The sequence below is a fragment of the Pseudonocardia hierapolitana genome (assembly GCF_007994075.1).
Classification (GTDB): Bacteria; Actinomycetota; Actinomycetes; order Mycobacteriales; family Pseudonocardiaceae; genus Pseudonocardia; species Pseudonocardia hierapolitana.
The window spans coordinates 7,057,564-7,081,904 of the sequence record NZ_VIWU01000001.1; the positions used below are offsets into that span (position 1 = coordinate 7,057,564).

Consider the following 24,341-nt stretch of genomic DNA (forward strand, 5'->3'; position numbering starts at 1 on the left):
CGAGCATTCACAAAATGCATCCCGTGCTCGAACGATACGCTTGACGCATGGATGTGGAGCTGCGGCACCTCCGCTGTCTCGTCGCGATCGTCGACACCGGAGGATTCACCGGTGCCGCCGCGGAGCTCGGCGTCACGCAGCCGTCCGTGTCCCGCGCCATCGCCGCGCTGGAGGACGCGCTCGGGGTGCGGGTGCTGCGCCGCACCAGTCGGGAGGTCCTGCTCACCACGGCGGGGGAGCGGGTGCTGGCGAGGGCGCGCCGGGTGCTCGCCGAGGTCGAGGACCTCGTCGGCGAGGCACGCAGCGGCCACACGCGGCTGCGGCTCGGCCACGCATGGGCGGCACTCGGCGCGCACACCGTCGAGCTGCAGCGGCGGTGGGCGGCGACGCACCCGGATGTGTCGCTGCAGCTGGTGCGCACCAACACACCGACGGGCGGGCTGGCCGAGGGCGCCTGCGACATCGCGGTGGTGCGGTCCGCACCGGGGCCGGCCCGCCTCGACCGCGTCCGCTTCGACAGCGCGGTGGTCGGGCTCGAGGCCCGCTACTGCGCCCTCGCCACGGACGACCCCCTCGCCCGGCGCCGGCAGCTGCGCCTCGCCCACCTGGCCGACCGCGTCGTCGCCATCGACCCGCGCACCGGCACCACCACCGTGGAGCTCTGGCCGCCCGACGCGCGCCCGGACGCGGAGGAGATCCACGACGTCGACGACTGGCTCGCCGTCATCGCGGGCGGCCGCTGCGTCGGCGTCACCGCGGAGAGCACCCTCACGCAGTACCGGCGCCACGGCGTGGTCTTCCGGCGCCTGCGCGATGCCCCACCGGTGCCGGTGCGGCTGGTGTGGTGGCGCGACGATCCGCACCCCGCGACGACCGACGTGGTGGGCCTGCTGGCGGAGCTCTACCGGCGGCGGGTTCGCACGCCGGCAGGCTCGTGATCAGCGACAGGAGGCGACAACTCAGGCCGACTCCCCGTAGCAGGTGACGATCGCGGCGGCGCGGTCGCGGAGGGAGGTGCGCAACCAGTGCGGGGCCAGGGCCTCCGCGTTCGTGGCGAGCTGCCACAGGGCCCATTCCGCGTGTCGTGAATCTTGGAAGGCCACCTCCATGCGCAGCCAGCCGTCTGCGTCGGCTTCCTCGGTGCGGACGGCCAGTGCGGTGCTCACCAGGTCCTCCCGCCGCGCCGGGTTCACCCGGACCAGCACGGTGACCTGGTCGCCGCCGACCCGGAACTGCGTGCTGCGTTCCCGCCAGGCCAGGTCCAGATCGACCCGGTCCGGTCGCTGTGCGGGTTCGGTGAGCTCCTCGGCGGCCAACACCCGCGACAGCCGGTAGGTGCGGTCCGCGCCGGACCTCGTGGCCAGCAAGTAGCCATGGCCGCGCACGGTGACCAGGCCGATCGGGTCCACCGTGCGCCACTTCGGGGCCTGGTCCACTGCCGCGTACCGGATCCGCAGCTTGTGCCCGGCGAACACCGCGCGCCGGACCTCGGTCACGACGGCGTCGGCAACCTCCTCGGCGACCAGCCGGCGCGACAGCAGGTCGGTCTCCGGGTCGACGAGCAATCGCCGGGCCGCGTCGCTCGCGGTGTCCCGATGGCTTTCGGGCAGCGCGTCGATCACCTTGAGCATGGCCGACGCGAGCGCCGACCCGAGGCCGAACACCTGCGCGCCGCGCCGTGATCCGGCGACCAGCAGAGCGAGCGCCTCGTCGTGGTTCAGCCCGGTGAGCTCGGTCTGGAAGCCGGGCAACAACGCGAAACCGCCGTGCCGGCCGCGTTCGGCGTAGACCGGGACGCCGGCCGCGGACAGCGCCTCGATGTCGCGCAGCACGGTGCGGGTGGACACCTCCAGCTCGCGGGCCAGCGTGGTGGCCGTCAGGCGACCGTGCCGGCGCAGCAACAGCACCAGCGAGACCAGCCGGTCGGCGCGCACGCGAAGACCCTACCGAATACACGACACAGGATGTCGTGATTCGTTGGGAGGCTCACGGGTGTGGGGAACCTCGACGAGTCGAATGGAGCTGGTGTGGCGATGGAGCGGACGGCGGTCAACCCCGTGACGTGGTCGGTGGAAATGGGATTCAACCAGGGGGAGATCGTCTCAGGGCACACCAGGACCCTGTACTGCTCCGGGCAGACCGCGATGAGCGGCGACGGCGAGCCCCGGCACGACGGGGACATGGCGGCGCAGTTGGCACTGAGCATCGACAACCTGGAGGCCGTGCTCGGCGAGGCCGGCATGTCCCTCGCGAACCTCGTCCGGCTAGGCGTCTACACCACCGACGTGGACCTGCTCCTCCAGCACTACGGCGTGCTGGCGTCGCGCTTGGGCGCCGCCGGGGTGGCACCGGCCACCACGATGCTCGGGGTGACGCGGCTGGCGATCCCCGGCCAGATGATCGAGCTCGAGGGGACCGCCGTCGCGTGATGCGAGCACTGGGCGGCATAGACGCGGTTGATGCCATCCATCCCGACTATCTGTTTCCGGTCCGGTGCGGCCGGTTCCTACCGTGCTCTACATGCGGATCGTGGTGTGTCGGCTCGACGAGTTCCCGCCGGGTTCGCGGCGCATCGTGCAGGCGGGGCGTCGCTCGATCGGGGTGTTCCGGGTGGGGGACCGGTTCTACGCGATCAACAACTACTGCCCCCACATGGGCGGGCCGCTGTGCCTCGGGCGGACGAAACCGTGGGTGAGCTCCAGCGGTCCCGGCGAGTTCGTGCTGGACGAGGAGGAAGCGCTGCTCGCCTGCCCGTGGCACGGGTGGGAGTACGACCTCGCCACCGGCCAGTCCTTCCTGGGGCCGGGTGAGCCGCCGGTCCGCACGTACGAGGTGTCCGTCGAGTCGGAGGCGCCGGCGGCGGAGGCACGGGCCGGGCGGATGCCCGGGCCGTACGTCGCCGACACGTACCCGGTGCACGTCGAGGACGCCTGCGTCGTGGTCGAGACCACCCCCCGCCCGGCGACGCAGGCGCCGGGCGTTCGAGCTGCTGGAGGTGCGCAATGACGAGCACGCTGCCCCGAGAACAGACATCCGGTCCGCGGACCGGTTACACGATCGTCGACTCCGACATCCACCCGCACGCGCTGGCCCGCGACATCCTCCCGCGGCTGTCGGCGCAGCACCGGAGGCGGTTCGAGATGTTCGGCAGCCGCGTGCCCGGCCCGCCGGAGATCTACCCGCGCGTCCGCAACTCCGGCTTCCGGCTCGACTCGTGGCCCGAGGGCGGCTTCCCCGGAAGCGACCTGCAGATGACGCGCGACCAGCTGCTCGACGAGTACGGCATCGACCACGGCGTCCTCATCCCGCTGCAGGGCCACAGCTGGGGCGTGGAGCAGCCGGAGTACGCCGCGGCGCTGTGTGGGGCGCTCAACGACTGGATCACCGAGGAGTGGCTCGACCGGGAGCCGCGGCTGCGCAGCTCCATCGCCATCTCGATCGAGACGCCCGAACTCGCCGCCGATGAGATCGCCCGCCGGGCGGCCGACCCGCGGTTCGTGCAGGTGCTGCTGTCCACTGGCGGCGAGTCCGGCTTCGGCGTGCGTCGCTACTGGCCGATCTACAAGGCGGCCGCCGATGCGGGGCTGCCGATCGCGGCCCACACCGGCGGGCTGGAGCAGCACCGCGGCGCAGGCTGGCCGTCGTTCTACCTCGAAGAGCACGTGTGGAACGGCAACACGATGGCCTCCCTGGTGACGAGCATGCTCTGCGAGGGGGTGTTCACCGAGTTCCCGACGCTGCAGGTGGTCTGCGTGGAGGGTGGGATCGCCTGGGCGGGCCCGCTGATGTGGGCACTGGACGAGGCGTGGCCGAAGCTGCGCGAGGACGTCCCGCACCTGACGCGGCCGCCGTCGGAGTACATCCGCGAGCACGTGTGGTTCACGACCCAGCCGGTCGAGGAGCCGGACGACCCGAAGCACCTGGAGACGGCGTTGCGGCACATCGGGATGAACGACCGGATCATGTTCGCCTCGGACTACCCGCACTGGGACTTCGACTCGCCCCAGCAGGCGCCGAAGCTGTTCCCGGCGGCACTGCGGCGCGACATCATGGGCGCCAACGCCTGCCGCCTGTACGGGCTGCCGGAGCGGGAGGCCGCGGCATGACGGCCGTCCAGACGGCGGTGATCGACACCGACGTGCACTGCTCACCCAAGGCGCTGTCCGACTTCTCGCCGTACCTCGACGCCTACTGGCGCGGCTACATCACCGAGGGCGGGCTTTCGCTCTCGCCGACGCAGGGCGGGGCCTACCCGCCTGCCGCGCCGACGAGCGGCACGCCCGCGGCCACGTCGCTCGAGGAGCTGCGGGAGGGCTTCCTCGACGTGCAGGGGCCGCAGCTCGCCCTGCTGAACTGCACCACGTCGTTCCACTGCAACCGCAACCCGTACTACGAGGCGGCGCTGTGCCGGGCGGTCAACGACTGGCTGGTGGCGGAGTGGTTGGAGCGCGACGACCGGCTCCGGGCGAGCATGGTCGTGCCGACCCTGGACACCGCAGCGGCCGTCGCCGAGATCGAGCGGATCGGCGAGCACCCGCGGATCGTGCAGGTGCTCCTGCCCGTCCGCACGGACGCCCCGTGGGGCAACGTCCGGCACCGCCCGCTGCTGCGGGCGGCCGCCGAGCGCGGCCTCGTCGTCGGCCTGCACGCGTGGGGCCGGATCGGCAACGCCCCGACGTCGAGCGGCATGACCCACACCTACCTGGAGGACTACCTCGCCAACTCGCAGATCATCGTGCAGGCGCAGGTGACGAGCCTGGTCACCGAGGGCGTGTTCGCACAGCTGCCCGATCTGCGGGTCACGCTCCTGGAATGCGGCTTCTCGTGGCTGCCCACGCTGCTGTGGCGCTTCGACAAGGACTGGAAGGGCGTGTGGCGCGAGGTCCCGTGGCTGGACGCGAAGCCGTCGGAGACCGCGCGGCGGCACCTGCGGCTCACCACGGCCCCGGCCCACCTCCCCCGCGATCCCGGGCAGGTGCGGGAGGCGCTCGACCTGCTCGACGCCGGCAGCATGCTGCTGTACGCGAGCGACCACCCGCACGACCACGGGTCCGGTGGCGAGCGGCTGCTCGCGGCGCTCACCGACGAGGAGCGGGAGCGGGTGCTGGGCGGCAACGCCGCCGACTGGTACACCCTCGCCTGATGCTGGACGGGTTCGCCAGGGCCGACGTCGCCACGCCGGGCGGTGCGCGCATCCGGGTGCGCACCGCCGGGACCGGGCCGCCGCTGGTGCTGCTGCACGGCTACCCGCAGACCTCGGCGATGTGGCACCTCGTCGCGCCCGAGCTGGCCCGCGACCACACGGTGGTGCTCGCCGACCTGCCCGGGTACGGCGACAGCCTCGCCCCGCCGGACGCACGCGTCGAGGCGTTCGGCAAGCGCGCGATGGCCGCGGAGATCGTGGCCGCCATGGCCGAGCTGGGGTTCGACCGGTTCGCGGTGGCCGGGCACGACCGCGGCGCCCGGTGCGCGTACCGGCTCGCTCTGGACCACCCGGACACCGTCACGGCGCTCGCGGTGCTCGACATCCTGCCGACGGCCGACGTCTTCGCGCGGGTCGACGCCGCCTTCGCCCGGTCGGCGTGGCACTGGTTCTTCCTCGCCCAGCCCGGCGACCTGCCGGAGCGGTTGATCGCCGCCGACCCGGACGCGTTCTTCCTCCGCGGCGCCACGCCGTTCGCTCGGGACGCGCTGGCCGAGTACCGCGCGGCCTGGTCGCGCCCCGAGGTGGTGCACGCGATGTGCCAGGACTACCGGGCGGGCGCGACCGTCGACGTCGCCGACGACGAGGCCGACCGCGGGCGGCGCACGATCGCATGCCCGACGCTCGTGCTGTGGGGGACCGGCGGCCCGCTGGGCCGGGAACCCGACGTCCTCGGCACGTGGCGGGCGTGGGCACCGGAAGCCACCGGGCACGCCCTGGAGTGCGGGCACCACGTCGCGGAGGAGCGCCCGGCCGAGACGATCGTCGCGGTGCAGGAGATCCTCGCCAGTCCCATACCAGTGCCCCCCGCCGGGAGTCCGCCGAGCAATTCGGCGGCCCAGCTCCACGCTGGCCGCACCGGCCGGCGGCCCGAGTACGCCCGGTACGAGCAGCCTCCGTCCGGCGCACCCAGCGAGAACCTGCATCCACCGACTTACCCAGCGGACTCCCGGCGGGGACACTAGGCCGGTGGTGAGGCGAGCGACGTCGCTGGCGAACCTCGACCTGAACCTCCTGGTGATCCTGCGGGAGCTGCTGCGCGAGCGGAACGTCACCCGCGCGGCGCGCCAGGTCGGGATCACCCAACCCGCCGCCAGCGCCGCCCTCGGCCGGTTGCGCCGGCACTTCGGCGACGAGCTGCTCGAACGCACCCGCGGCGGTTTCGTCCTCACGCCGCTCGGGGCGCAGCTCGCCACGCAGATCGAGACCGTCTGCGCCGGCGTCGAGCGGCTCTTCTCCACCGATCCCGCGTTCCGGCCGGAGGACTCCGAGCGGGAGTTCGTGGTGCTGATGCCCGACTACGTGCTCGCGGCGCTCGGCGAGGGCCTCTCCCGGGTGATGCACGGGGAGGCGCCCGGCACCCGGCTGCACATCAAGGTCGTCCACGAGGCGATGCCGTCCGACCTCCTGGAGACCTTGCGCGTGATCGACGGCATCGTGTCCGTGCCGATGCCGAGGTTCCAGGTCACGGGGATCCGCGCACTGGAACTGTTCCGCGACCGCTGGGTCTGCGTCGTCTCGGCCGACAACCCCGTCGGCGACAGCCTGGAGCTGGCCGACCTCGAACGCCTGCCCTGGGTGGTGCCCCACCACCCCGACGGCGAGTACCCGGCCACGTCGCCGCTCGCGCCGCTCTTCGCCCGGCTGTCGGCGCGCCCGCAGGTGGCCGTGCGGGTCGACAGCTACCAGGCCACCCCGTACTTCGTCGCGGGAACGGGGCGGGTCGCGGTGATGCAGCGGCGGCTCGCTCTGCGCTTCGCCGACCGGCCCGACCTGCGGGTGCTCGAATGCCCCGGCGACCCGCCGCCGATCGTCGAGACGCTGTGGTGGCACGCGAAGAACGACGAGGACGACGCCCACACCTGGTTCCGGTCGATGGTCGCGCGGGCGGCGAAGGACGACTGCGCGTCAGGTGACCGGTAGCAGCTCGACGATCGCTCGGTCGCCGGGGTGCAGTGCATGCGGAATGCCTCGATCGAACGTCACCAGCTTTCCCTTCCTCTTGGCCGCCAGCGCGGCCAGATGGACATCGGTGAGCTGCTTGTGGGTGCCGAGCCGGTCGGTCGGAAACGGTGGGTCGACCAGGCGGGCGTCGTCGGGCCAGAACTCGTGACCAGGCAGGCTGCAGAGTGCTCGAAGAACGCCTTGAGCGTTGCCGGGCGTGGCTGCACCGGGAATCACGTTCTTGTTGGACGAGACCCTGACGAACCCGAGCTCGGTCACCGGCGTCGTTGCCCATCCAGCGGAGCTCGCCGTGTCGAACCAGCGGCGAGCGGCGGTGTGATGGACATGGTTCGGCCAGGTCAAGGCGATCAGGACGTTGACGTCGAGCAGGGCGACGCTCATCGACTACTCGTCGAGAGCGCGATCGACCACGTCAGGTGTGATCGCTGGGGCGTCTGCTGGCACGTCGAACGTGGGAAACTCGCCGCCGCTGCGCTGAGCCGGCAGCAGGGCACGGCGAGCGAGCTCCGAGATCACCGAGCCCAGCGACCTGTTCTCCGCCTCGGCGATGGCTCGCGCGGCGGCGAGAACACCGTCGTCGATGTCGAGCGTCGTTCGCATGTGGTGATGCTACATCAACGCATCATCGCACCGCGTCATACATCGTAGTGATGCGATGCATGTCGACAGATGATTTCCGTGGATAGGGGCGTGCTTCGTAGCGTGATCGTCGGACCCGAAGCGCACGAAGGGGTGTGCCATGGCCGAATCGGTCGATGCCCGAGACGCCCGACCCGTCGTCGACGTCGTCCCGCTGATCGAGAACCAGAAGGTCGGCCGGTTCTGGGTCGTGCTGTTCGCGGTCGCGTGGGCCGTGACGTTCCTCGACGGCTTCGACCTGCAGATCATCTCGTTCGCCGGTCGCTACATCCAGGAGTCGTTCGCCCTGAGCAACACCCAGCTCGGCACGCTGGGCACCGTCGGCGTCGTGGGCACGCTGCTCGGCGGCATCGCGTTGGGCTACCTCGGCGACCGGGTGGGCCGCAAGCCCGCGATCGTCGTCTCGACGATCGGCTTCGGCGTGTTCATGCTGCTCTTCGCCGTGGCGCAGGACTACGCGCAGCTGGTGGTGCTGCGGTTCGCGACGGGCGTGTTCCTCGGGGGAGCGCTGCCGCTCGTGTGGGCGGTGGTCACGGAGTTCGCGCCGGCGCGCCTGCGCTCCACGTCGGTGGTGATCACGATGATCGGTTACAGCCTCGGCAGCGCGTCGGGCGGCCCGATCTCCAACGCCCTCATCCCGCGGTTCGGGTGGGAGGCGGTGTTCATCGCCGGGGGAGTGGCGTCGCTCCTGGCCGTCGTCCCGGTGGTGCTGTTCCTGCCGGAGTCGGTCAAGTTCCTGGCCCAGAAGGACCTCCACCACCAGCGCATCGCCGGGATACTGCGGCGCGCGCTGCCGGACGTCACGGTCCCCGCGGGCGCGCGGTTCGTCGTCGGCACCGGCCCGCGCCGCGACCGAACCCGTTTCACCCCTGCCGACCTGTTCCGCGGGGGCCGGCTCGCACTGATCACCCCGATCGTCTGGGTGGCCTACATGTGCTCGTCGGCGATCGTGTTCTACCTGGCGTTCTGGGGTCCGATCCTCAACGAGCGGATCGGGTTCAGCGTGTCCGCCGCCGCGACCCTCGCCGCGTGGACGGCCGTGGCCGGGGCCGCAGGCCAGCTGCTCATCGGGCGGTTCATCGACCACCGCGGGGCCGGCACGATCGCGTGGATGCCGTTGCTCGCGGTGCCCTGCCTGATGGTGATCGGGCTGGTCCCGCTGAGCGCCGCCGGCTACATCGTAGTGATCGTCCTGGCCCACGTGTTCGTCATCGGCGGGCACGGCGGCATCATCAGCATCTGCGGGATCTTCTACCGCCCCGCCATCCGTGCGAACGGAGCGGGCTGGGCGACGTCGATGGCCAAGTTCGGGGCGATGCTCGGTCCGTGGCTGGCCGGGTTCGTCATGGACCACGGCCTCGACGCCCGCGGCACGTTCTTCGTGTTCGCGTTCTTCCCCCTCGCCATGGTGGTGCTGCTGGTGCTGCTGGGCCGCATCCAGCGCGGCCTCCCGGCGGACGCCGACGGCTCGCTGCACGCTCCGGCTCCCGCCGTCGCGCGGTAGGGATCTCGATCAAGCCACGGCTGGCGCTGGTCGGAGCGTTGTTCCTCGCCGCGGGCACCGTGTGCATGGAGCTCTCCCGCGGCTCGGCGGCCGCCACCGACTTCACCGTTCAGACGTCGGTGATGGGCATCCTCCGGATGGTCCTCACCGGTCCCGCCTCCTGCTCGCCGGCCAGTTCGGCTACCCCTGGCTGATCACGGGCGCGCTCGGCCTCACGTTCGCCGGTGCCACGCTCACGGCGCTATGGGCGAGATCGCACCCAGTGCCCTAACGGCGTGCCTTCCGCGTTGCGAAAGCGCCGTCGAGGCGCGAGGCCCGCCCGGGCATCGTGACAGGCATGAGCATGACCACCCGCGCCGCGATCTGCCGGGAGCCCCGCAGGCCGTGGGAGATCACCGACGTCGAGCTCGACGACCCCCGCGCGAACGAGGTGCGCATCCGCTTCCACGCGGCCGGGCTGTGCCACTCCGACGACCACATCCAGAAGGGCGACGCCCGGATGCGGTTCCCGGTGGTGGGCGGCCACGAGGGCGCAGGGGTGGTCGAGGCCGTCGGCGAGGGCGTCACCCGGGTCGCGGTCGGCGATCACGTCGTCTGCTCGTTCATCCCGGCCTGCGGCGCGTGCCGGTACTGCTCGACGGGTCGGCAGAACCTGTGTGATGCCGGCAAGAACGCGTCGACGGGGGAGTTCCCGGACGGCACCTTCCGGTTCCACCTCGACGGCGAGGACCTCGGCGGCCTCTGCGTGCTCGGCACGTTCGCCGAGCGCGCGGTGGTGTCGGAGTTCTCGTGCATCCCGATCCCTGAGGACATCCCGTTCGACGTCGCCGCGCTGGTGAGCTGCGGGGTCCCGACGGGATGGGGATCGGCCGTGTACGCGGCCGGAGTCCGCGCGGGACAGACCGTCGTGGTCTACGGCGCGGGCGGGGTGGGCAGCAACGCCGTGCAGGGCGCGCGCTACGCGGGCGCGAAGAACGTGGTGGTCGTGGACCCCGTCCCGTTCAAGCAGGACATGGCGAAGGTCTTCGGGGCCACGCACACGTTCGCCGACGCGGAGGCCGCTCACGAGTTCGTGGTGGACACGACGTGGGGTGAGCTCGCCGACCACGCGATCATCACCGTCGGTGTGCTGCACGACGAGGTCATCGCGAACGCTCTGAAGGTGGTGGGCAAGACCGGGCAGGTGACGATCACCGCCGTCGGCAACGGGTCGCTGTCGGCCCCGGCGGGCATGCTGATCGGCTACCAGCGGCGCGTGCAGGGCGCGATCTTCGGTGCCTGCAACCCGCTCTTCGACGTCCCGCGGCTGCTGGGCCTCTACCGCTCCGGGGATCTCAAGCTCGACGAGCTGATCACCCGCCGGTACCGGCTCGACCAGGTCAACGAGGGCTACCAGGACATGCTCGACGGCAAGAACGTCCGCGGCGTCATCGTCCACGAGCACTGAGACACGGGACTGAGAGGACGCGATGACGACCGCTCCACCCGCCCCGTTGCTCGTCGAGAACGCCCACCTCATCGGGGACGAGTGGGTCCCGGCGACGTCCGGCGAGAGGATCGACGTGATCGACCCGGCGACCGGTGACCTGCTGGCGCGCGTGCCGCGCGGCACCGCCGTCGATGTCGACGCTGCCGTCCGTGCCGCCGAGGCCGCGTTCCCGGCGTGGCGGGACACCAGCGCCACCACGCGCGGCGCGCTGGTGGGCCGATGGGCCGCGCTCGTCGAGGCACACGCCGCCGAGCTCGACCGCCTCGAATCGCAGGAGGTGGGCCGCCCGCACTGGGGCCCGCCGCCGATGCCCCGCATCCTCACGTTCATCGCGGGCCAGGCCGACAAGGTGCAGGGGCTGTCGCTGCCCACCCAGTCGCCGGACGTGCTGGGTCTGACCCTGCGCGAGCCGTTCGGCGTGGTCGGCAGCGTGATCCCGTGGAACGCGCCGGGCCCGATGTTCGTCACCGACACCGGCGCTGCCATCGCCGCGGGCAACACGATCGTCGTCAAGCCCGCAGAGGACGCTCCGCTCACCCCGCTCGCGCTCGCCCGGCTCGCGCGCGAGGCCGGGATCCCGCCGGGCGTGGTGAACGTCGTCACCGGCTACGGCCCGGAGGCGGGCGCCGCGCTCGCCTCGCACCCGGGCATCCGGCGCATGAGCTTCACCGGCTCGCCGCAGACGGGCGCCCAGGTGATGGCGGCGTGCGCGGCGAATCTGGTGCCGCTGCACCTCGAGCTGGGCGGCAAGTCGCCGCAGGTGGTGTTCCCCGACGCCGACCTCGACGTCGCGATCCCGGCGATCGTCGCAGGCATCACGCTCAACACCGGGCAGATCTGCGCCGCAGGCTCGCGCGTGGTGGTCGACCGGTCCGTGCACGCCGAGGTCGTCGAGCGGCTCGCCGAGCGCATGGCCCAGGTGAGCGTCGGCCCGTGGCACGAGAAGGTGCAGATGGGGCCGTTGATCAACGCGAAGCAGCACGCGCGGGTGCTGGACTACGTCCGGGTCGGCCGGGAGGAGGGCGCGGAGCTCGTCACGGGCGGCGGCCGCCCGGCGGGCGCGGTCTTCGAGCGCGGCTTCTTCGTGGAGCCCACCCTCTTCGACCGGGTGGCGCCGGACATGCGGATCGCGCGCGAGGAGATCTTCGGCCCCGTGCTCTCGGTGATCCCGGTCGACGGCGAGGCGGAGGCCCTCGAGGTCGCCAACGGCACCGACTACGGGCTCGTCGCCTCGGTCTGGACCCGCGATGTCGGACGGTCGGTGCGGATGGCACGTGGCCTGCAGGCCGGTCAGGTCGTGGTGAACGCGGCGCTGGGTGCCGGGGTGATCGGTGGACCGTTCGGTGGGTACAAGCGCAGCGGCTTCGGCCGCACGATGGGAGCCGACGCGGTGCTCGAGTACACCCAGGTGAAGACGGTGTCGTTCCGTGGGTGACGGTGTTCGCCTGCGCGTGCTGATGGAGCCGCGCCACGGGGCCCGCTACGAGGAGATCCTGGCGCTCGCGCTGGCCACCGAGGAGGCGGGGTTCGACGCGTTCTTCCGCTCGGACCACCTGATGGGCGTGGACCCGAACGACCCGTCCTACCGCCCGACCGACTGCTGGACGACCCTCGGCGGGCTGGCCCGCGACACCTCGCGGGTGCGGCTCGGCTCGCTCGTGACGCCGGTGACCTTCCGGGAACCGGGCCTGCTCGCGGCCATCGTCGCCTCGGTGGACGACATGAGCGGCGGGCGCGTCGAGCTGGGGCTCGGCACGGGTTGGTACGAGCGCGAGCACCACGCGTTCGGGATCCCGTTCCCGGCGCGGGCGGAGCGGTTCGACCGCCTCGAAGAGCAACTCGCGGTGATCAGCGGGTTGTGGTCGGGGCCCGGATTCTCCTTCGCCGGTGCCCACCACCGGATCGACGACAACCGCACCCCGCCGCGACCCGTGCAACGGCCGCACCCGCCGATCATCGTCGGTGGCAGCGGCCCCAAGCGGACCCCGGCGATCGCGGCCCGGTTCGCGACGGAGTTCAACGGGGCGCTGACGGCGGCGGGAGGTGCCGCGGGCCTGCGCGAGCGGTTCGCCGGGTTCGCCCGTGCCTGCGAGACGATCGGTCGTGATCCCGCCGACGCGCGCCTGTCCGCTGTGCTGCCGGTCGCGTGCGGCGCCACGCAGGCCGAGACCGCCCGGCGCGCCGCCGTGATCGGGTCGGAGCTGATGCGGGCCAACGCCGCGATCGGCTCGCCCGCCCAGGTGGTCGAGCGGATCGGGGAGCTCACCGACGCCGGCGCCGACACCGTCTACCTGCACATCTACGACATCCACGACCTCGACCACATCGCGCTGATCGGTGCCGAGGTGCTTCCGCACGTCGCGCTGTCCAGAACGGGAGCCACCACATGACCATCACGACGCGCGCCGCGATCGCGCGGGCACCGCACACCGGCTGGGAGCTCGTCGAGCTGCAACTCGACGAGCCGAAGGCCCACGAGGTGCGCGTGAAGTTCGCCGCCGCGGGCCTGTGCCACTCCGACGACCACATCACCCAGGGCGACGCCCCGGTGCGGCTGCCGATCGTCGGCGGGCACGAGGGCGCGGGGGTCGTGGAGTCGGTCGGGCCGGACGTGCGGCGGGTCAAGCCGGGCGATCGGATCGTCTGCTCCTACATCCCCGCCTGCGGGGCGTGCCGGCCGTGCTCGACGGGGCACCAGAACATGTGCGTGAAGGGCCTCAACGCGGGCACCGGCATGTTCCTCGACGGCACGTTCCGGTTCCACCTCGGGGAGGAGGACCTGGGCGGGTTCTGCACCGTCGGCTCGTTCTCGCAGTACGCGGTGGTGTCGGAGTGGGCGTGCATCCCGCTGCCCGACGACATCCCGTTCGAGATCGGCGCCCTCGTGGGCTGCGGCGTGCCGACCGGCTGGGGGTCCGCCGTGCACGCGGCGGGCGTGCGGGCCGGGGACACCGTGGTGATCTACGGCGCCGGTGGCGTGGGCAGCAACGCCGTGCAGGGTTCGCGGTACGCGGGTGCGAAGAACGTGGTGGTCGTCGACCCGGTCGCGTTCAAGCGGGACATGGCGAAGGTCTTCGGCGCCACGCACACGTTCGCCGACGCGAGGTCCGCACACGACTTCGTGGTGGAGACGACGTGGGGCCAGCTGGCCGACCACGCCATCTGCACCCCCGGCGTGCTGACGTCCGAGATCGTGGACGCCGCCGTCCAGGTCGTCGGCAAGGGCGGCAAGGTCACGATCACCGCGGTGGGCAAGCTGGGCGAGAACGCCGTCCACGTGCACGCCGGGCAGATGATCAGCTACCAGCGGCAGGTGCGCGGCGCGCTCTTCGGCGACTGCAACCCCCTCTACGACGTGCCCAAGCTGCTCGGGCTCTACCGATCCGGCGACCTGAAGCTCGACGAGCTGGTCACGCGGCGCTACTCGCTCGACGAGATCAACCAGGGCTACCAGGACATGACGGATGGCAAGAACATCCGCGGCGTCGTCGTCCACGATGGCTGACCCGGTGCACGTCTCCGGATTCGTCGGGCCCGACGACGTCGACGCCGTCAGCGAGCTGCTGCGCGCGCAGCTGGAAGGGCTGCCCGCGCGCTCACCGCTCTACGCCGAGCACTTCGCCGAGCACGGGGTCACCCCCGAGGCGTTCGCCACGCTCGACGACCTGCGCAAGTTCCCCTTCACCACCAAGCAGATGCTGCGCGACTCGCAGGCCGCCTCCCCGCCGCTTGGCCGGCACGCAGGCGTGCCGATGAGCGAGGTCGTGCGCGTGCACGCCTCCACGGGCACCACCGGGCGGCCGAGCTGGGTGGGCGTCACCCGCCGCGACGCGGCGGCCTGGACCGACATGGTGGCTCGCGCGTTCCGCACCATGGGCGCGACCCGCGAGGACGTCGTGCTGCACGGCGCGGGACTCACGCTCTTCGTCGGCGGCCTCCCGATCCGCGACGCACTGGAACGGATCGGGTCCACCCTGGTGCCGATCGGGACCGGGGCGTCGGAGAAGGCCGTGCTCGCGCTGGAGACCCTCGGGGTCACCGCCCTGCACTCCACCCCGTCCTACGCTCGGTACCTGGCCGAGTACATCCGCGGCCTGGGCCGGGACCCGAAGGAGTTCGGCCTGCGCAAGGTCTTCGTGGGCGGCGAACCCGGTGGCGGCGAACCGGCCTTCCGGGCGCACGTCGAGAGCGAATGGGGCGCTCCCGTCACCGAGGGCCTCGGCAACGCCGACATGGCCCCCGTCCTCTTCGGCGAGGCGCCGGGCAGCGGCGGGATGCGGTTCACCGGTGGCCGCCACGTCGTGGTCGAGCTGATCGACCCCGAGAGCGGCGACCCCGTCGGTGCCGAACCCGGAGCGACCGGCGAGCTCGTCTACACCTCCGTGGACCGCGAGTGCTGCCCGCTGGTGCGCTTCCGCACCCGCGACCGGGTGGTCGTCACCGGACGCACCGCCGACGGGGCACCGCTGATCCGCTGCGTCGGGCGCACCGACGACATGCTGATCGTGCTGGGCGTGAACGTCTTCCCCTCCGCGGTGCGGGACCTCGTGCAGACCCTGCACCCGCGCACCACCGGCGCCGTGCAGATCGTCCTTCCCGCTGCCGGCCCGCGGGTCGAGCCGCCACTGCCCGTGGAGGTCGAGTGGGGCGAGCAGCCCGGCGACCGGGAGCAGCTCGTCCGCGACGTCGAGGCGCTCATCCGCAACCGGCTGTCGGTGCGCGCGGCCGTCACGCTCGTGCCGCCGGGCTCCCTCGAACGCTCCGAGATGAAGTCCCGCCTCACCCGCCTCGCGAGCTGACATCGGAGGAACACTCGTGTCGATCCACGGGCCCAACGCGATCCTCGACCCGACCGGGGGAGCGTCCGCGGTCGCCGCCCCGTTCGCGCTCGCGCCCCGGAAGCAGGACCTCGCGGGCGCCCGCGTCGGGCTCCTGGAGAACACCAAGCAGAACGCCGCGCTGCTGCTCGACGAGGTCGGCAAGCTCCTCGTCGCCGAGCACGGCGCGGCCGCCGTGACCCTCATGCGCACCAAGACCGCGTTCGCGCTGCCCGCGTCCGACGAGCTCGTCGCCGAGTACGCGCGCGACTGCGACGTGGTGGTCACCGGCGTCGGCGACTGCGGCTCGTGCAGCGCCTCCGCCGCGGCCGACGGCGTGGCGTTCGAGCGGGCAGGCCTACCGGCGGCGGTGATCTGCAGCGACGCCTTCGTGGCCACCGCCGACGCGATGGCCGCGCTGCGCGGCGCCCCCGGCTACCGCTACCTCACGACCCCGCACCCGGTGGCCATCCTGACGCCGGACCAGGTGCGGGAGCGGGCGGCGCAGCTCGCGGGTGCGGTCGCCGACCTGCTCACCGGGGGTGGTACGTGACCGAGCTTGCGAGGTCGCCATCGGACGCAGCACCGTCGGGCACGGGGTCGACGAGCGTCAGCGAGGAGGTTCCGTGACCGAGCTCGACCCGGACGTCGCGCAGGCGACGATCGAGCACTGCTACGACCAGGGCTGGTCCGACGGCCTCCCGCTGGTACCGGCGTCCAGGCCGCTCGTGGACCGGTTCCTCGCCACCACCTCGCGGCCGCCCGAGGAGGTGATCGGACGGCTCGCCCAGGTCGACCGCGAGGTCACCGTCGAGCTCGCAGCGATCAACGCCGCCATGGCCGGTTGCCGGCCCGAGTACTTCCCGGTGGTGCTCGCCGCATGGGACGCGCTGATGCGCGAGCGGGCCACCGGCGGCGGGGGCTGGCAGTCGACGAGCGGGCCCGCCCCGCTGATCGTCGTCAACGGGCCGGTGCGCGACGAGCTGGGGTTCAACAAGGCGGGCGGGGTGTTCGGGCCGGGCTTCCGGGCGAACGCGACCGTCCCGCGCGCGATCGGGCTGATCGTCCGCAACGCGCTGGGCATCCACCCGCACGTGTTCGAGCAGGCCACGCAGGGGCTGCCCGGGCGCTGGTCGATCTGCCTCGCGGAGAACGAGGAGGAGAGCCCCTGGGAGCCCCTCGCCGTCGAGGCCGGGCTGCCGGCGGGCACATCGGCGGTGTCGGCCACCTTGCTGCGCACGTCGGAGTTCGTGGACAACCGGCACACGAGCGACGCCGAGCAGCTGCTCGCCGACTTCGCCGACACGATCTCCCGCACCGGGGCCTGGATCTTCCGCCACGCGTCGGCCGGGATCGTCTTCTGCCCCGAGCACGCCCAGCTGCTCGCCGGCGCCGGGTTCGACCGGGCGAAGGTCCGCGCGTGGCTCGCCGAACGGTGTGGGCGGACGGTCGGCGACCTCGCGGACGTCGGCAAGGACGGCCTGGGCGACAACGGCGTGCGGCACGCGAGCGGCCGGCGCCCGGACGGGTTCGACCTGTTGCTCCCGGCCGATGACCCGAAGCACCTGCTGATCGCGGTCGCGGGGGCACGCAACGCCGGCATCTCGATGGTGGTGCGCCTGTTCAGCGACTGGTCCGCGGCAGCGGTGCCCGTCGAGAAGAAGGAGCTTGCTGATGACTGACATGGTTCGAGCGGCCGTGCAGGTGGCGCCGCGCCAGATCGAGCTGCGCGAGTTCCCGCGCCCGACGATCGGCCCCGACGACGGGCTGCTGCGCGTGGAGGCCAACGGCATCTGCGGCAGCGACGTCGAGTCCTACCGCGGCCACCTCGGGATGGGCCGCGGACCGACCATCCCCGGACACGAACCGATGGGCATCGTCGAGGAGATCGGCGACCGCGCGGCGGAGCGCTGGGGCGTGCAGCCGGGGGACCGCGTCGCCCTGGAAGTGATCGTCCCGTGCCGGTCGTGCCACGACTGCCTCACCGGCCGCTACCAGGCCTGCCGCAACCGCAAGTACGGGCACGGCGTCACCGGGATCGACGTCCCCCCGTCGCTGTGGGGCGGGTTCGCCGAGCACCTCTACCTGACTCCCGGCGCCGTGCTGCACAAGGTCGACAAGACCTTGCCCGCCGAGCTGGCGGTGATGTTCAACCCCCTCGGCGCGGGCGTCCGCTGGGCGGTGCACCTCGGCGAGGTCGGGCTGGGCGACACCCTGCTCGTGCTCGGAGCGGGGCAGCGCGGCCTCGCCTCCGTCATCGCCGCGCGGGCGGCCGGCGCCGGGACGATCATCGTCACCGGTCTGGAGGCCGACGCCCACAAGCTCGCCCTGGCCAGGGAGTTCGGGGCCGACCACACGATCGTCGTCGACGGCCCCGACGCCGAGGACACCGTCGAGCGGGTCCGCGAGATCACCGACGGGGCGATGGCCGACGTCGTGCTGGAGCTGACCCCGATGGCGGCCGCCCCCGTCACGCACGCCCTGCAGGCGGCGAAGCACGGCGGCCGGGTGGTGCTCGCCGGGCTGAAGGGCGGCGCCGAGGTCCCGCTGAAGACCGACCTGATCATCAACCGCGCGCTCACCGTGCGCGGGGCCTACGGCGTGGACGCCCGCGGCTACGCCGAGGCGATCGCGATCATCGAGTCCCGCCGGTTCCCCCTGGAAAAACTGCACACCCACACGTTCGGCCTGGACGACACCGACCTCGCGATCCGGACGCTCGCAGGCGAGGTGCCCGGCGAGGCCGCGGTGCACGTGTCGGTCCACCCGAATCTCTAGGAGGTCGCGTGCTCGTCGACGCCCACGCCCACCTGCTGCCGCGCGACTACCCGGCCGACGCGCCCGAGTGCTTCCCGCGGATGGAGCCGATCGACGGCGACACCGCACGGCTCCTGCTGTTCGGGGCCGTGCGGTTCCGGGCCCGCGACGCGTTCTTCGACGCCGAGCGCCGCATCGAGGAACAGGACCGCTCGGGCGTCGACGTCGAGGTGCTCAGCCCGATGCCGCCGCTCCTGCGCTACGACCTGCCCGCCGCCGACGGGCTCTCGCTCGCCCGGCACGTCAACGAGGGCACGGCGCAGCTGTGCGCCGCCGCCCCGGACCGCCTGATCGGGCTCGGCATGGTGCCGATGCAGGACCCCGATGCTGCCGCCTCCGAGCTGAAGGCGATCCGGGACCATGGCCTGCGCGGGGTGGAGATCGCCTCCAACGTGCTCGGCACCTCGATCGGGGACGAGCGGTTCCTGGCGTTCTTCACCGAGGCCCAGCGCCTCGAACTGGCGGTGTTCGTGCACGCGATGCCGTCCCCGACACCCCGGCTCCCCGCCTCGGCGATGGGCACCTACGTGGTGGGCTTGGAAGGGATGCTCGCCGTGGCGTCGATGATCAGCGGCGGTACCGCGGCCGCCTGCCCCGACCTGCGGATCTCCTTCAGCCACGCCGGCGGCGGGTTCCCGCTGGTGGTGCCGAGGGCCCAGTACTTCTGGGGCGGCACCTGGAACGAGGAGCCGGCCGTGCCGGAGCGCGCGATCGCGCACGACGACGGCCCGTCGCCGCTGGAGTACGCCCGCCGGTTCTACTACGACTCGATGGTCTTCGACCGCCGAGCGCTGCGGTACCTCGTCGACCTGCTCGGCGCCGACCGGCTGCTCGTCGGCTCGGACTTCCCGGCCATGCCCCGGGAGGAGCCGGCCGGCCGCACCCTGCGCTCCCTGGACCTGGCCCCGGAGGTCCTCGAACTGATCACCTGGCTCAACGCGTGGAGCTGGCTGGGGATCGATCCGCCCGCCGGGCGATAGCCCTCGCAGGCCGCTGGTACCGCTGCCACAGCACACTTCACACACCCAGAGGCCACTTCACACAGGGCCGGCCCTGTGTGAAGTGGCCTCTGGGTGTGTGAAGTGGCTATCGGCGGGGGGAGAGGGCTCGTGTGATCGCGCGTGACGCCTGTTTCAGGACCGCCGCCAGCTCGCGCGGGCGGGCGCCCTCCGTCTCGACGACCACGCTGATCGCGGCCGTGACCTCGCCCGCCGGGTCCAGGACGGGCACTGCCACCACGAGGTCGGGCATCGTGATCTGCCCGCGCGCCACGGCGACCCCGGTCTGGCGGATGTGGGCGAGGGTGCGGCGCAGCTCGGCGGGGTCGGTGACCGTCATCGGGTTGAACCGCTCCAGGGGCGAGCGCAGCACCGCCTCCTGGAAGTCCGGCTCGGAGTAGGCGAGCAGCACGAGCCCGGTGCCGGTGGCGTGCATCGGCCAGCGGTCGCCGACCCGGCTGGTGACCGGGTTGCGCACGCGGGCGCGGATGGCCTCGACGTACACGACCTGCATGCCGTCGCGGACGGCCAGCTGGACGTTGCCCCGGGTGATCTGGTGCAGGTCCTCGACGTGGGGGAAGGCCGCCTCGCGCAACTCCAGGCCGCGCGGGGCCAGCGCGGACAGTTCGAGGAGCCGCAGCCCCACCGAGTAGCGACCCGCGCTGTCGCGCTCCAGCGCGCCCCAGTTCACGAGCTCGCGGGTGAGCCGGTGCGCGGTGGGCAGGGTCAGCCCCGCGCGGCGCGCGATCTCGGAGAGAGACAGACATCGGTGCCGCGGTCCGAAGGCGTCGAGCACCGACAGTGCGCGCCCGGCTGCGGTCGGGCGCGCATTACCCGAGCCACGGTGCCGCACCGCGGCTCGCGGTGCCGCCGTCGGGACGTCCGGGCTCAGGGTCATGTCGCACCTCCGGTGGTCGGGTCGGCGAGGGGCACAGGTCGGGGCGTCACGACGCGGGCGGGGTGACCAGGCCTTCGCGAATCGCGACCAGCGCGGCCTGGGTGCGGGAGGTCAGCTGCAGCTTCGCGAGGATGTGGCTGACGTGCGTGCGCGCGGTGCGCTCGCTGATGTACAGCTCCGCCGCGATCTGGTGGTTCGACATGCCGCGCGCCACGAGCGCGAGGATCGAGCGCTCCCGCGCGGTGAGAGCGGCGAGGCCGGTGGGTGGCGAGACGAGGCGGCGGGTGAGGCGGCCCGCGACGGTGGGGTCGAGGTGCACCTCTCCCCGGTCGGCCGAGCGGATCGCGGCGGCGACCTCGTCCGGGTCGGCGTCCTTGAGCAGGTAGCCGGAGGCGCCGGCCTCCAGCGCGGCGTGGACGCGTTCCAGCTCACCGAAGCTGGTCAGCACGACCACCCGAACGCCCGGGTGCGCGGCGAGCACCGCGCGGATGGCCGCGATCCCGTCCATCCGCGGCATCAGCACGTCCATGAGCACGACCTGCGGGAGACTGCCCTCGGTGGCGAGGCGCTGCAGCTGGTCGAGTGCGTCCCTGCCGTCGACGGCCTCGGCGAGGACCTCGATGCCGTCGGCGCTCTCGAGGTACGCGGCGAGCCCGCGGCGGACGACGGCGTGGTCGTCGACGACGAGCACGCCGATGTCGCCGGGGTGATCCGGCTCCGGAGCGGTACTGCTCATCGAGACGGACCCGGTCCGCCCACCGGGACGCACACCCGCACGCGGCATCCCCGCCCCCGACCGTCCGTACTGCGCCCGTCCGTACTGGCGACTTCTATCGATCCGCCCCATCGCTCCGCTCGCTCCCGCATCGACACCAGGCCGAGCGCACCGGCCCGCACCTGGGAGGTCAGCCCGCTCCCGTCGTCAGTGATCTCGACCAGCACCCGGTCCGGTGGCCCGCTGGTGCTGATGTGCACCGACGCCCGCGAGGCGCCCGCATGCTTGACGACGTTGTGCAGGGCCTCCTGCACCACCCGGTAGAGGTCCTCCTGCAGCTCGACCGGCAGGTCGCCGACGTCCGCGCTGAGGTCGACCTCCACGTCGACGTCCAGGCCGGACGTGCCGCGCACCGACTCGGCGTGGCTGCGCACCGCGCCCGCGAGCCCGCGCTCGACCAGCTCCACCGGGTGCAGCTGCAGCACGAGGCCACGCAGGTCGGCGAGCGCGGTCTGCGCCAGCTCGAGGAGTTCGTCGGCCACCGATTGCACCCGCTCGGGGCGGATGGTGCGGCCCGGGGCGACCTGCGCCTGCAGCGCCTTGGCCTGCATCCGCATCGAGAACACCTGCTGGACGACCGAGTCGTGGAGCTCGCGGGCGAGCCGGGCGCGCTCGGCGAGCTGGGCGTCGTGCCGCGACCGGGAGAGCAGGTCGGCGGAGTCGACGGCGGTGGCGGCCTGGTCGGCCATCGCCTCGAGGAACTCCAGCGCCGCGGTGCCCGGAGGTTCGCCGGGCTTGTAGAAGGCGTTGAGGACGCCGACCGCCCGGCCCCGCACCACCAGCGGGACGGCCGCGAAGGCGTCCCACTCGGGGGCACCCATGATCCGGTGCAGCGGTGCCCAGTGCGGGTCGGCCATCACCGCTGCCTTCCGGTGCGGCACGACGATCGGCCGGCACGTCTGGAACGCCTCCACGAACATGAGCCGTGCACCGAGGCGTCGGCAGTCCTCGAGCCGGTCGGTGAAGTCGTCCGCATCGGTGAAGCCGGCCTTGCCGACCACTCGCATGGTGCCGCCCTCGACCTGCAGGATCTGCACGGCCGCGATGTGCTCGGCCTGCACCACCTCGTTCGCGACGACATCGAGGGTGACGCTGAGCGACGCCGTGTCGGCGACGCTCGACGCCGCCCTGGCGATGGCCGCGAGCCTGCGCTGCCCGCGGCGCGCGTCCTCCGGGCCCAGGCCCGGCCTCGGTCCCGGCTCGATCGCGCCTCCACACGCCGGGCACGATGACCCCGTCGCGACGCGCCCTTCCGTTGTGAGCACCTCCGTCACGCCGACCCCTTCGTCTGCGTCCTGCCGGTCTCCGGCCGGGCCGGAGATCGCGTCCAGTCTCACCACTGCGGGAGCCAGGTCACAAGAGCTTCGGGCCCTTCCGCGCAGGTCGTCCGCGGCGGCGTATGCGTCCTACGACATATGACCAAGACGTCGCCGCGGCGGGGCGAGCGTGGAGAACATGTCTTCCGTCCCGCGAAACCTTCCCTGCACCCCGCGTCGCCTCTCCCCGACGCTGGGCGGGCGCCTGGGGTGAGCCCGGTCACGGCTGATGCCTGCCCCCGGGCCCGCTACGGAACGGGAGTCCTACGTGAGACGACGCGAAGCCGCGGTGCTGCGGTCGACGTCATTGATGCTCGCCGCGTTCTTGCTCCTCGCCGCGTGCGGGGGCGGCGGTCGATCGGCAGGCCCGGCCGCGCCCACCGGCCCGCCGCAGCGCGGGGGCGAGATCACCGTCCTCGAGAACGCGTCGTTCGCCGGCGGCTGGCCGACGGGGCTCGACCCCGCGACGAACACCACGGGCGGCGCCAACATCGCGCAGATGAGCGCGATCTACGGCGGGCTCTTCCGGCTGCAGGCCGCCGACGACGGCTCGGGCGCAGAGGTCGTGCCCCACCAGGCCGAGGGCTACGAGCTGCTCGACGGCGGGACGACGGTGCGGATCACGATCCGGGAGGGCCTGCGGTTCACCGACGGCACCCCGTTCGACGCCGAGGCGGTGGCGTTCAACTTCCGGCGGGCCGTCGACTCGCCGTGCACCTGCTCACCGACGTGGCCGCTCGCGGAGAACGGCATCACCACCGACGGCCCGCGCACCGTCGTGCTGACGTTCACCCGCCCGTTCGCCGCGGTGATCAACGCCTTCCCGGCCACCAACGTCAACTGGATCGCCTCACCGACCGCCCTGGCGCAGATGGGGGAGGACCAGTTCGCGCTGAAGCCGGTGGGCGCGGGCCCGTTCACGGTCGTGTCCAACCAGCTCAGCTCGCAGCTCGTGCTCGAACGCAACCCGGACTACTTCAAGCCGGGTCTGCCCTACCTCGACCGGCTCACGTTCCAGTCGATCGGCGGTGACCAGCCCGCCTACCAGGCCCTCCTGGCCGGCCAGGCACAGGCCTACGAGGGCCTGAACACCACGCCGCTGCTGGAGCAGGCGCAGGAGGCGGGGCGGATCACCGTCACCGTGCAGCCGCCCACGTCGCCCTACGTCGTGCAGCTGAACACGCAGCGCGCGCCGTTCGACGATCAGCGGGCGCGCGAGGCGATCTACCACGCCACCGACTTCGCCGCGATCTCCCAGGGCCTGTTCCGCGGCCGCTACCCGGTGAGCCAGAGCTTCACCGGTCCCGGTGGCCTCTTCCACCACGAGACCGTCGCGGGCTACCCGGCCCACGACGCCGCGCGCGCGAAGCAGCTCGTCACCGAGCTGGGCGGGCTCACCGTCCACCTCGGCACCTTGAAGGGCTACGTGGCCGAGCAGGTGATGACCGCGCTGCAGACCCAGTGGCAGGAAGCCGGCATCACCGTGCAGATCGAGAGCTACGAGCTCTCCACGCTCATCCAGGAGTTCCGCTCCGGCGAGTGGGACTCGATGCTGCAGACCGCGGGGGCGTGGGACCCGGCGGCCGGCGTCGGGGTCGGCTTCCGCTTCTCGTCGGACTCGCCCTTCACCGGCGTGAAGGACCCCGAGCTCGACCGGATGCTCGACACCGCGGAGGCCACCCTCGACCCCGCGGAGCGGGAGAAGCTCTACGTCGACGCGGGCAAGTACATCGGCGAGCACGCGTACGCGCCGTTCGGGCTGGCGTTCGCTCCCGCCAACCTCGCTACCGAGGGGGTGTACGGGCCGGGGCTGACCACGAAGATCCCGCCGATCGTCGTCAACACCGGGGTCCTCTGGGACGAGGTCTGGAGGGCGCCGCAGTGACAGGTCGTGCACTGACAGGTCGTGCAGCGACAGCG

The 24,341-nt window shown here is 72.5% G+C and carries 24 protein-coding genes; 18 read left to right on the forward strand and 6 right to left on the reverse strand.

What is annotated here, in order from left to right; genetic code table 11:
- The first annotated feature begins 47 nt into the window (after positions 1–47).
- Complete coding sequence (locus FHX44_RS33335; protein WP_147259412.1) at positions 48–938, forward strand: LysR family transcriptional regulator; 891 nt, start codon at positions 48–50, stop codon at positions 936–938.
- Positions 939–959: 21 nt separating this feature from the next.
- Here the strand turns inward: FHX44_RS33335 and FHX44_RS33340 are convergent, their stop codons facing one another.
- On the reverse strand, positions 960–1,934 hold the full coding sequence (locus tag FHX44_RS33340; RefSeq protein ID WP_147259413.1) for a helix-turn-helix transcriptional regulator: 975 nt from the start codon (positions 1,932–1,934) through the stop codon (positions 960–962).
- A 99-nt stretch (positions 1,935–2,033) separates the two neighbouring features.
- Between FHX44_RS33340 and FHX44_RS33345 the strand changes: the two genes are divergently transcribed.
- From FHX44_RS33345 to FHX44_RS33370, 6 genes are all read left to right on the forward strand, one after another.
- On the forward strand, positions 2,034–2,429 hold the full coding sequence (locus tag FHX44_RS33345; protein WP_147261658.1) for a RidA family protein: 396 nt from the start codon (positions 2,034–2,036) through the stop codon (positions 2,427–2,429).
- Positions 2,430–2,520: 91 nt separating this feature from the next.
- Complete coding sequence (locus tag FHX44_RS33350; RefSeq protein WP_147259414.1) at positions 2,521–3,006, forward strand: Rieske (2Fe-2S) protein; 486 nt, start codon at positions 2,521–2,523, stop codon at positions 3,004–3,006.
- Positions 3,003–4,106, forward strand: coding sequence for an amidohydrolase family protein (locus FHX44_RS33355; protein WP_147259415.1), 1,104 nt, complete (start codon positions 3,003–3,005; stop codon positions 4,104–4,106). Before FHX44_RS33350 ends, FHX44_RS33355 begins: the two co-directional genes overlap by 4 nt.
- Complete coding sequence (locus tag FHX44_RS33360) at positions 4,103–5,143, forward strand: amidohydrolase family protein (RefSeq protein WP_147259416.1); 1,041 nt, start codon at positions 4,103–4,105, stop codon at positions 5,141–5,143. The genes FHX44_RS33355 and FHX44_RS33360 overlap by 4 nt, the downstream gene beginning before the upstream one ends.
- Positions 5,143–6,168 carry an alpha/beta fold hydrolase gene (locus tag FHX44_RS33365; RefSeq protein ID WP_147259417.1) on the forward strand — a complete coding sequence of 342 codons (1,026 nt, stop codon included), beginning with the start codon at positions 5,143–5,145 and terminating at the stop codon, positions 6,166–6,168. Before FHX44_RS33360 ends, FHX44_RS33365 begins: the two co-directional genes overlap by 1 nt.
- 4 nt (positions 6,169–6,172) lie before the next feature.
- A complete protein-coding gene (locus FHX44_RS33370; protein ID WP_147259418.1) occupies positions 6,173–7,126 on the forward strand; it encodes a LysR family transcriptional regulator in 954 nt (317 codons plus the stop codon).
- On the opposite strand, the gene FHX44_RS33375 is transcribed toward FHX44_RS33370, so the two are convergent.
- Positions 7,112–7,549: a TA system VapC family ribonuclease toxin gene (locus FHX44_RS33375; protein ID WP_147259419.1), complete on the reverse strand. Its 438-nt coding sequence runs from the start codon at positions 7,547–7,549 to the stop codon at positions 7,112–7,114. The two genes, FHX44_RS33370 and FHX44_RS33375, sit on opposite strands and share 15 nt — an antisense overlap.
- A gap of 3 nt (positions 7,550–7,552) precedes the next feature.
- A complete protein-coding gene (locus tag FHX44_RS33380; protein WP_147259420.1) occupies positions 7,553–7,768 on the reverse strand; it encodes an antitoxin in 216 nt (71 codons plus the stop codon).
- A gap of 139 nt (positions 7,769–7,907) precedes the next feature.
- Between FHX44_RS33380 and FHX44_RS33385 the strand changes: the two genes are divergently transcribed.
- From FHX44_RS33385 to FHX44_RS33430, 10 genes are all read left to right on the forward strand, one after another.
- Positions 7,908–9,311 carry an MFS transporter gene (locus FHX44_RS33385; protein ID WP_147259421.1) on the forward strand — a complete coding sequence of 468 codons (1,404 nt, stop codon included), beginning with the start codon at positions 7,908–7,910 and terminating at the stop codon, positions 9,309–9,311.
- A 337-nt stretch (positions 9,312–9,648) separates the two neighbouring features.
- Positions 9,649–10,758: an NDMA-dependent alcohol dehydrogenase gene (locus FHX44_RS33390; RefSeq protein ID WP_147259422.1), complete on the forward strand. Its 1,110-nt coding sequence runs from the start codon at positions 9,649–9,651 to the stop codon at positions 10,756–10,758.
- 22 nt (positions 10,759–10,780) lie between these two features.
- Positions 10,781–12,235 (forward strand): aldehyde dehydrogenase family protein, encoded by a 1,455-nt coding sequence (locus FHX44_RS33395; protein WP_147259423.1) that lies wholly within the window; start codon positions 10,781–10,783, stop codon positions 12,233–12,235.
- Positions 12,236–12,257: 22 nt separating this feature from the next.
- Positions 12,258–13,190, forward strand: coding sequence for a TIGR03560 family F420-dependent LLM class oxidoreductase (locus FHX44_RS33400; protein WP_147261659.1), 933 nt, complete (start codon positions 12,258–12,260; stop codon positions 13,188–13,190).
- On the forward strand, positions 13,187–14,305 hold the full coding sequence (locus FHX44_RS33405; protein WP_147259424.1) for an NDMA-dependent alcohol dehydrogenase: 1,119 nt from the start codon (positions 13,187–13,189) through the stop codon (positions 14,303–14,305). The genes FHX44_RS33400 and FHX44_RS33405 overlap by 4 nt, the downstream gene beginning before the upstream one ends.
- Positions 14,265–15,599: a phenylacetate--CoA ligase family protein gene (locus FHX44_RS33410; RefSeq protein WP_246170727.1), complete on the forward strand. Its 1,335-nt coding sequence runs from the start codon at positions 14,265–14,267 to the stop codon at positions 15,597–15,599. Before FHX44_RS33405 ends, FHX44_RS33410 begins: the two co-directional genes overlap by 41 nt.
- Positions 15,600–15,615: 16 nt before the next feature.
- Entirely contained in the window at positions 15,616–16,170 is a 555-nt protein-coding gene (locus FHX44_RS33415) for a UGSC family (seleno)protein (protein ID WP_246170728.1), read from the forward strand.
- 73 nt (positions 16,171–16,243) lie between these two features.
- Positions 16,244–17,299 (forward strand): hypothetical protein, encoded by a 1,056-nt coding sequence (locus FHX44_RS33420; protein ID WP_147259425.1) that lies wholly within the window; start codon positions 16,244–16,246, stop codon positions 17,297–17,299.
- The gene (locus FHX44_RS33425) at positions 17,292–18,395 is read left to right on the forward strand and encodes a zinc-dependent alcohol dehydrogenase (protein WP_147259426.1); all 1,104 of its coding nucleotides are present in this window, start codon (positions 17,292–17,294) and stop codon (positions 18,393–18,395) included. Before FHX44_RS33420 ends, FHX44_RS33425 begins: the two co-directional genes overlap by 8 nt.
- An 8-nt stretch (positions 18,396–18,403) precedes the next feature.
- Positions 18,404–19,414, forward strand: a complete 1,011-nt coding sequence (locus FHX44_RS33430) for an amidohydrolase family protein (RefSeq protein ID WP_147259427.1) — start codon at positions 18,404–18,406, stop codon at positions 19,412–19,414.
- Positions 19,415–19,520: 106 nt separating this feature from the next.
- Here the strand turns inward: FHX44_RS33430 and FHX44_RS33435 are convergent, their stop codons facing one another.
- Genes FHX44_RS33435 through FHX44_RS33445 form a run of 3 tightly spaced genes read right to left on the reverse strand, consistent with a single transcriptional unit; the run spans position 19,521 to position 22,379 of the window.
- Complete coding sequence (locus tag FHX44_RS33435; RefSeq protein ID WP_147259428.1) at positions 19,521–20,330, reverse strand: IclR family transcriptional regulator; 810 nt, start codon at positions 20,328–20,330, stop codon at positions 19,521–19,523.
- Positions 20,331–20,376: 46 nt separating this feature from the next.
- Positions 20,377–21,066 carry a response regulator gene (locus FHX44_RS33440; RefSeq protein WP_147259429.1) on the reverse strand — a complete coding sequence of 230 codons (690 nt, stop codon included), beginning with the start codon at positions 21,064–21,066 and terminating at the stop codon, positions 20,377–20,379.
- Positions 21,063–22,379: a GAF domain-containing sensor histidine kinase gene (locus tag FHX44_RS33445; protein WP_246170729.1), complete on the reverse strand. Its 1,317-nt coding sequence runs from the start codon at positions 22,377–22,379 to the stop codon at positions 21,063–21,065. Before FHX44_RS33445 ends, FHX44_RS33440 begins: the two co-directional genes overlap by 4 nt.
- 310 nt (positions 22,380–22,689) lie before the next feature.
- On the opposite strand from FHX44_RS33445, the gene FHX44_RS33450 reads away from it, so the two are divergent.
- Positions 22,690–24,306, forward strand: a complete 1,617-nt coding sequence (locus FHX44_RS33450; protein ID WP_246170730.1) for an ABC transporter substrate-binding protein — start codon at positions 22,690–22,692, stop codon at positions 24,304–24,306.
- The last annotated feature ends 35 nt before the right edge of the window (positions 24,307–24,341 follow it).

Coding starts and splice junctions, on each gene's coding strand:
- FHX44_RS33360 (WP_147259416.1), top strand. CDS start 4,103: ATGACGGCCGTCCAGACGGCGGTGATCGACACCGACGTGCACTGCTCA.
- FHX44_RS33390 (WP_147259422.1), top strand. CDS start 9,649: ATGAGCATGACCACCCGCGCCGCGATCTGCCGGGAGCCCCGCAGGCCG.
- FHX44_RS33435 (WP_147259428.1), bottom strand. CDS start 20,330: ATGACCCTGAGCCCGGACGTCCCGACGGCGGCACCGCGAGCCGCGGTG.
- FHX44_RS33400 (WP_147261659.1), top strand. CDS start 12,258: ATGGAGCCGCGCCACGGGGCCCGCTACGAGGAGATCCTGGCGCTCGCG.
- FHX44_RS33395 (WP_147259423.1), top strand. CDS start 10,781: ATGACGACCGCTCCACCCGCCCCGTTGCTCGTCGAGAACGCCCACCTC.
- FHX44_RS33365 (WP_147259417.1), top strand. CDS start 5,143: ATGCTGGACGGGTTCGCCAGGGCCGACGTCGCCACGCCGGGCGGTGCG.
- FHX44_RS33440 (WP_147259429.1), bottom strand. CDS start 21,066: ATGAGCAGTACCGCTCCGGAGCCGGATCACCCCGGCGACATCGGCGTG.
- FHX44_RS33425 (WP_147259426.1), top strand. CDS start 17,292: ATGACTGACATGGTTCGAGCGGCCGTGCAGGTGGCGCCGCGCCAGATC.
- FHX44_RS33410 (WP_246170727.1), top strand. CDS start 14,265: ATGGCAAGAACATCCGCGGCGTCGTCGTCCACGATGGCTGACCCGGTG.
- FHX44_RS33385 (WP_147259421.1), top strand. CDS start 7,908: ATGGCCGAATCGGTCGATGCCCGAGACGCCCGACCCGTCGTCGACGTC.
- FHX44_RS33355 (WP_147259415.1), top strand. CDS start 3,003: ATGACGAGCACGCTGCCCCGAGAACAGACATCCGGTCCGCGGACCGGT.
- FHX44_RS33375 (WP_147259419.1), bottom strand. CDS start 7,549: ATGAGCGTCGCCCTGCTCGACGTCAACGTCCTGATCGCCTTGACCTGG.
- FHX44_RS33380 (WP_147259420.1), bottom strand. CDS start 7,768: ATGCGAACGACGCTCGACATCGACGACGGTGTTCTCGCCGCCGCGCGA.
- FHX44_RS33405 (WP_147259424.1), top strand. CDS start 13,187: ATGACCATCACGACGCGCGCCGCGATCGCGCGGGCACCGCACACCGGC.
- FHX44_RS33345 (WP_147261658.1), top strand. CDS start 2,034: ATGGAGCGGACGGCGGTCAACCCCGTGACGTGGTCGGTGGAAATGGGA.
- FHX44_RS33350 (WP_147259414.1), top strand. CDS start 2,521: ATGCGGATCGTGGTGTGTCGGCTCGACGAGTTCCCGCCGGGTTCGCGG.
- FHX44_RS33335 (WP_147259412.1), top strand. CDS start 48: ATGGATGTGGAGCTGCGGCACCTCCGCTGTCTCGTCGCGATCGTCGAC.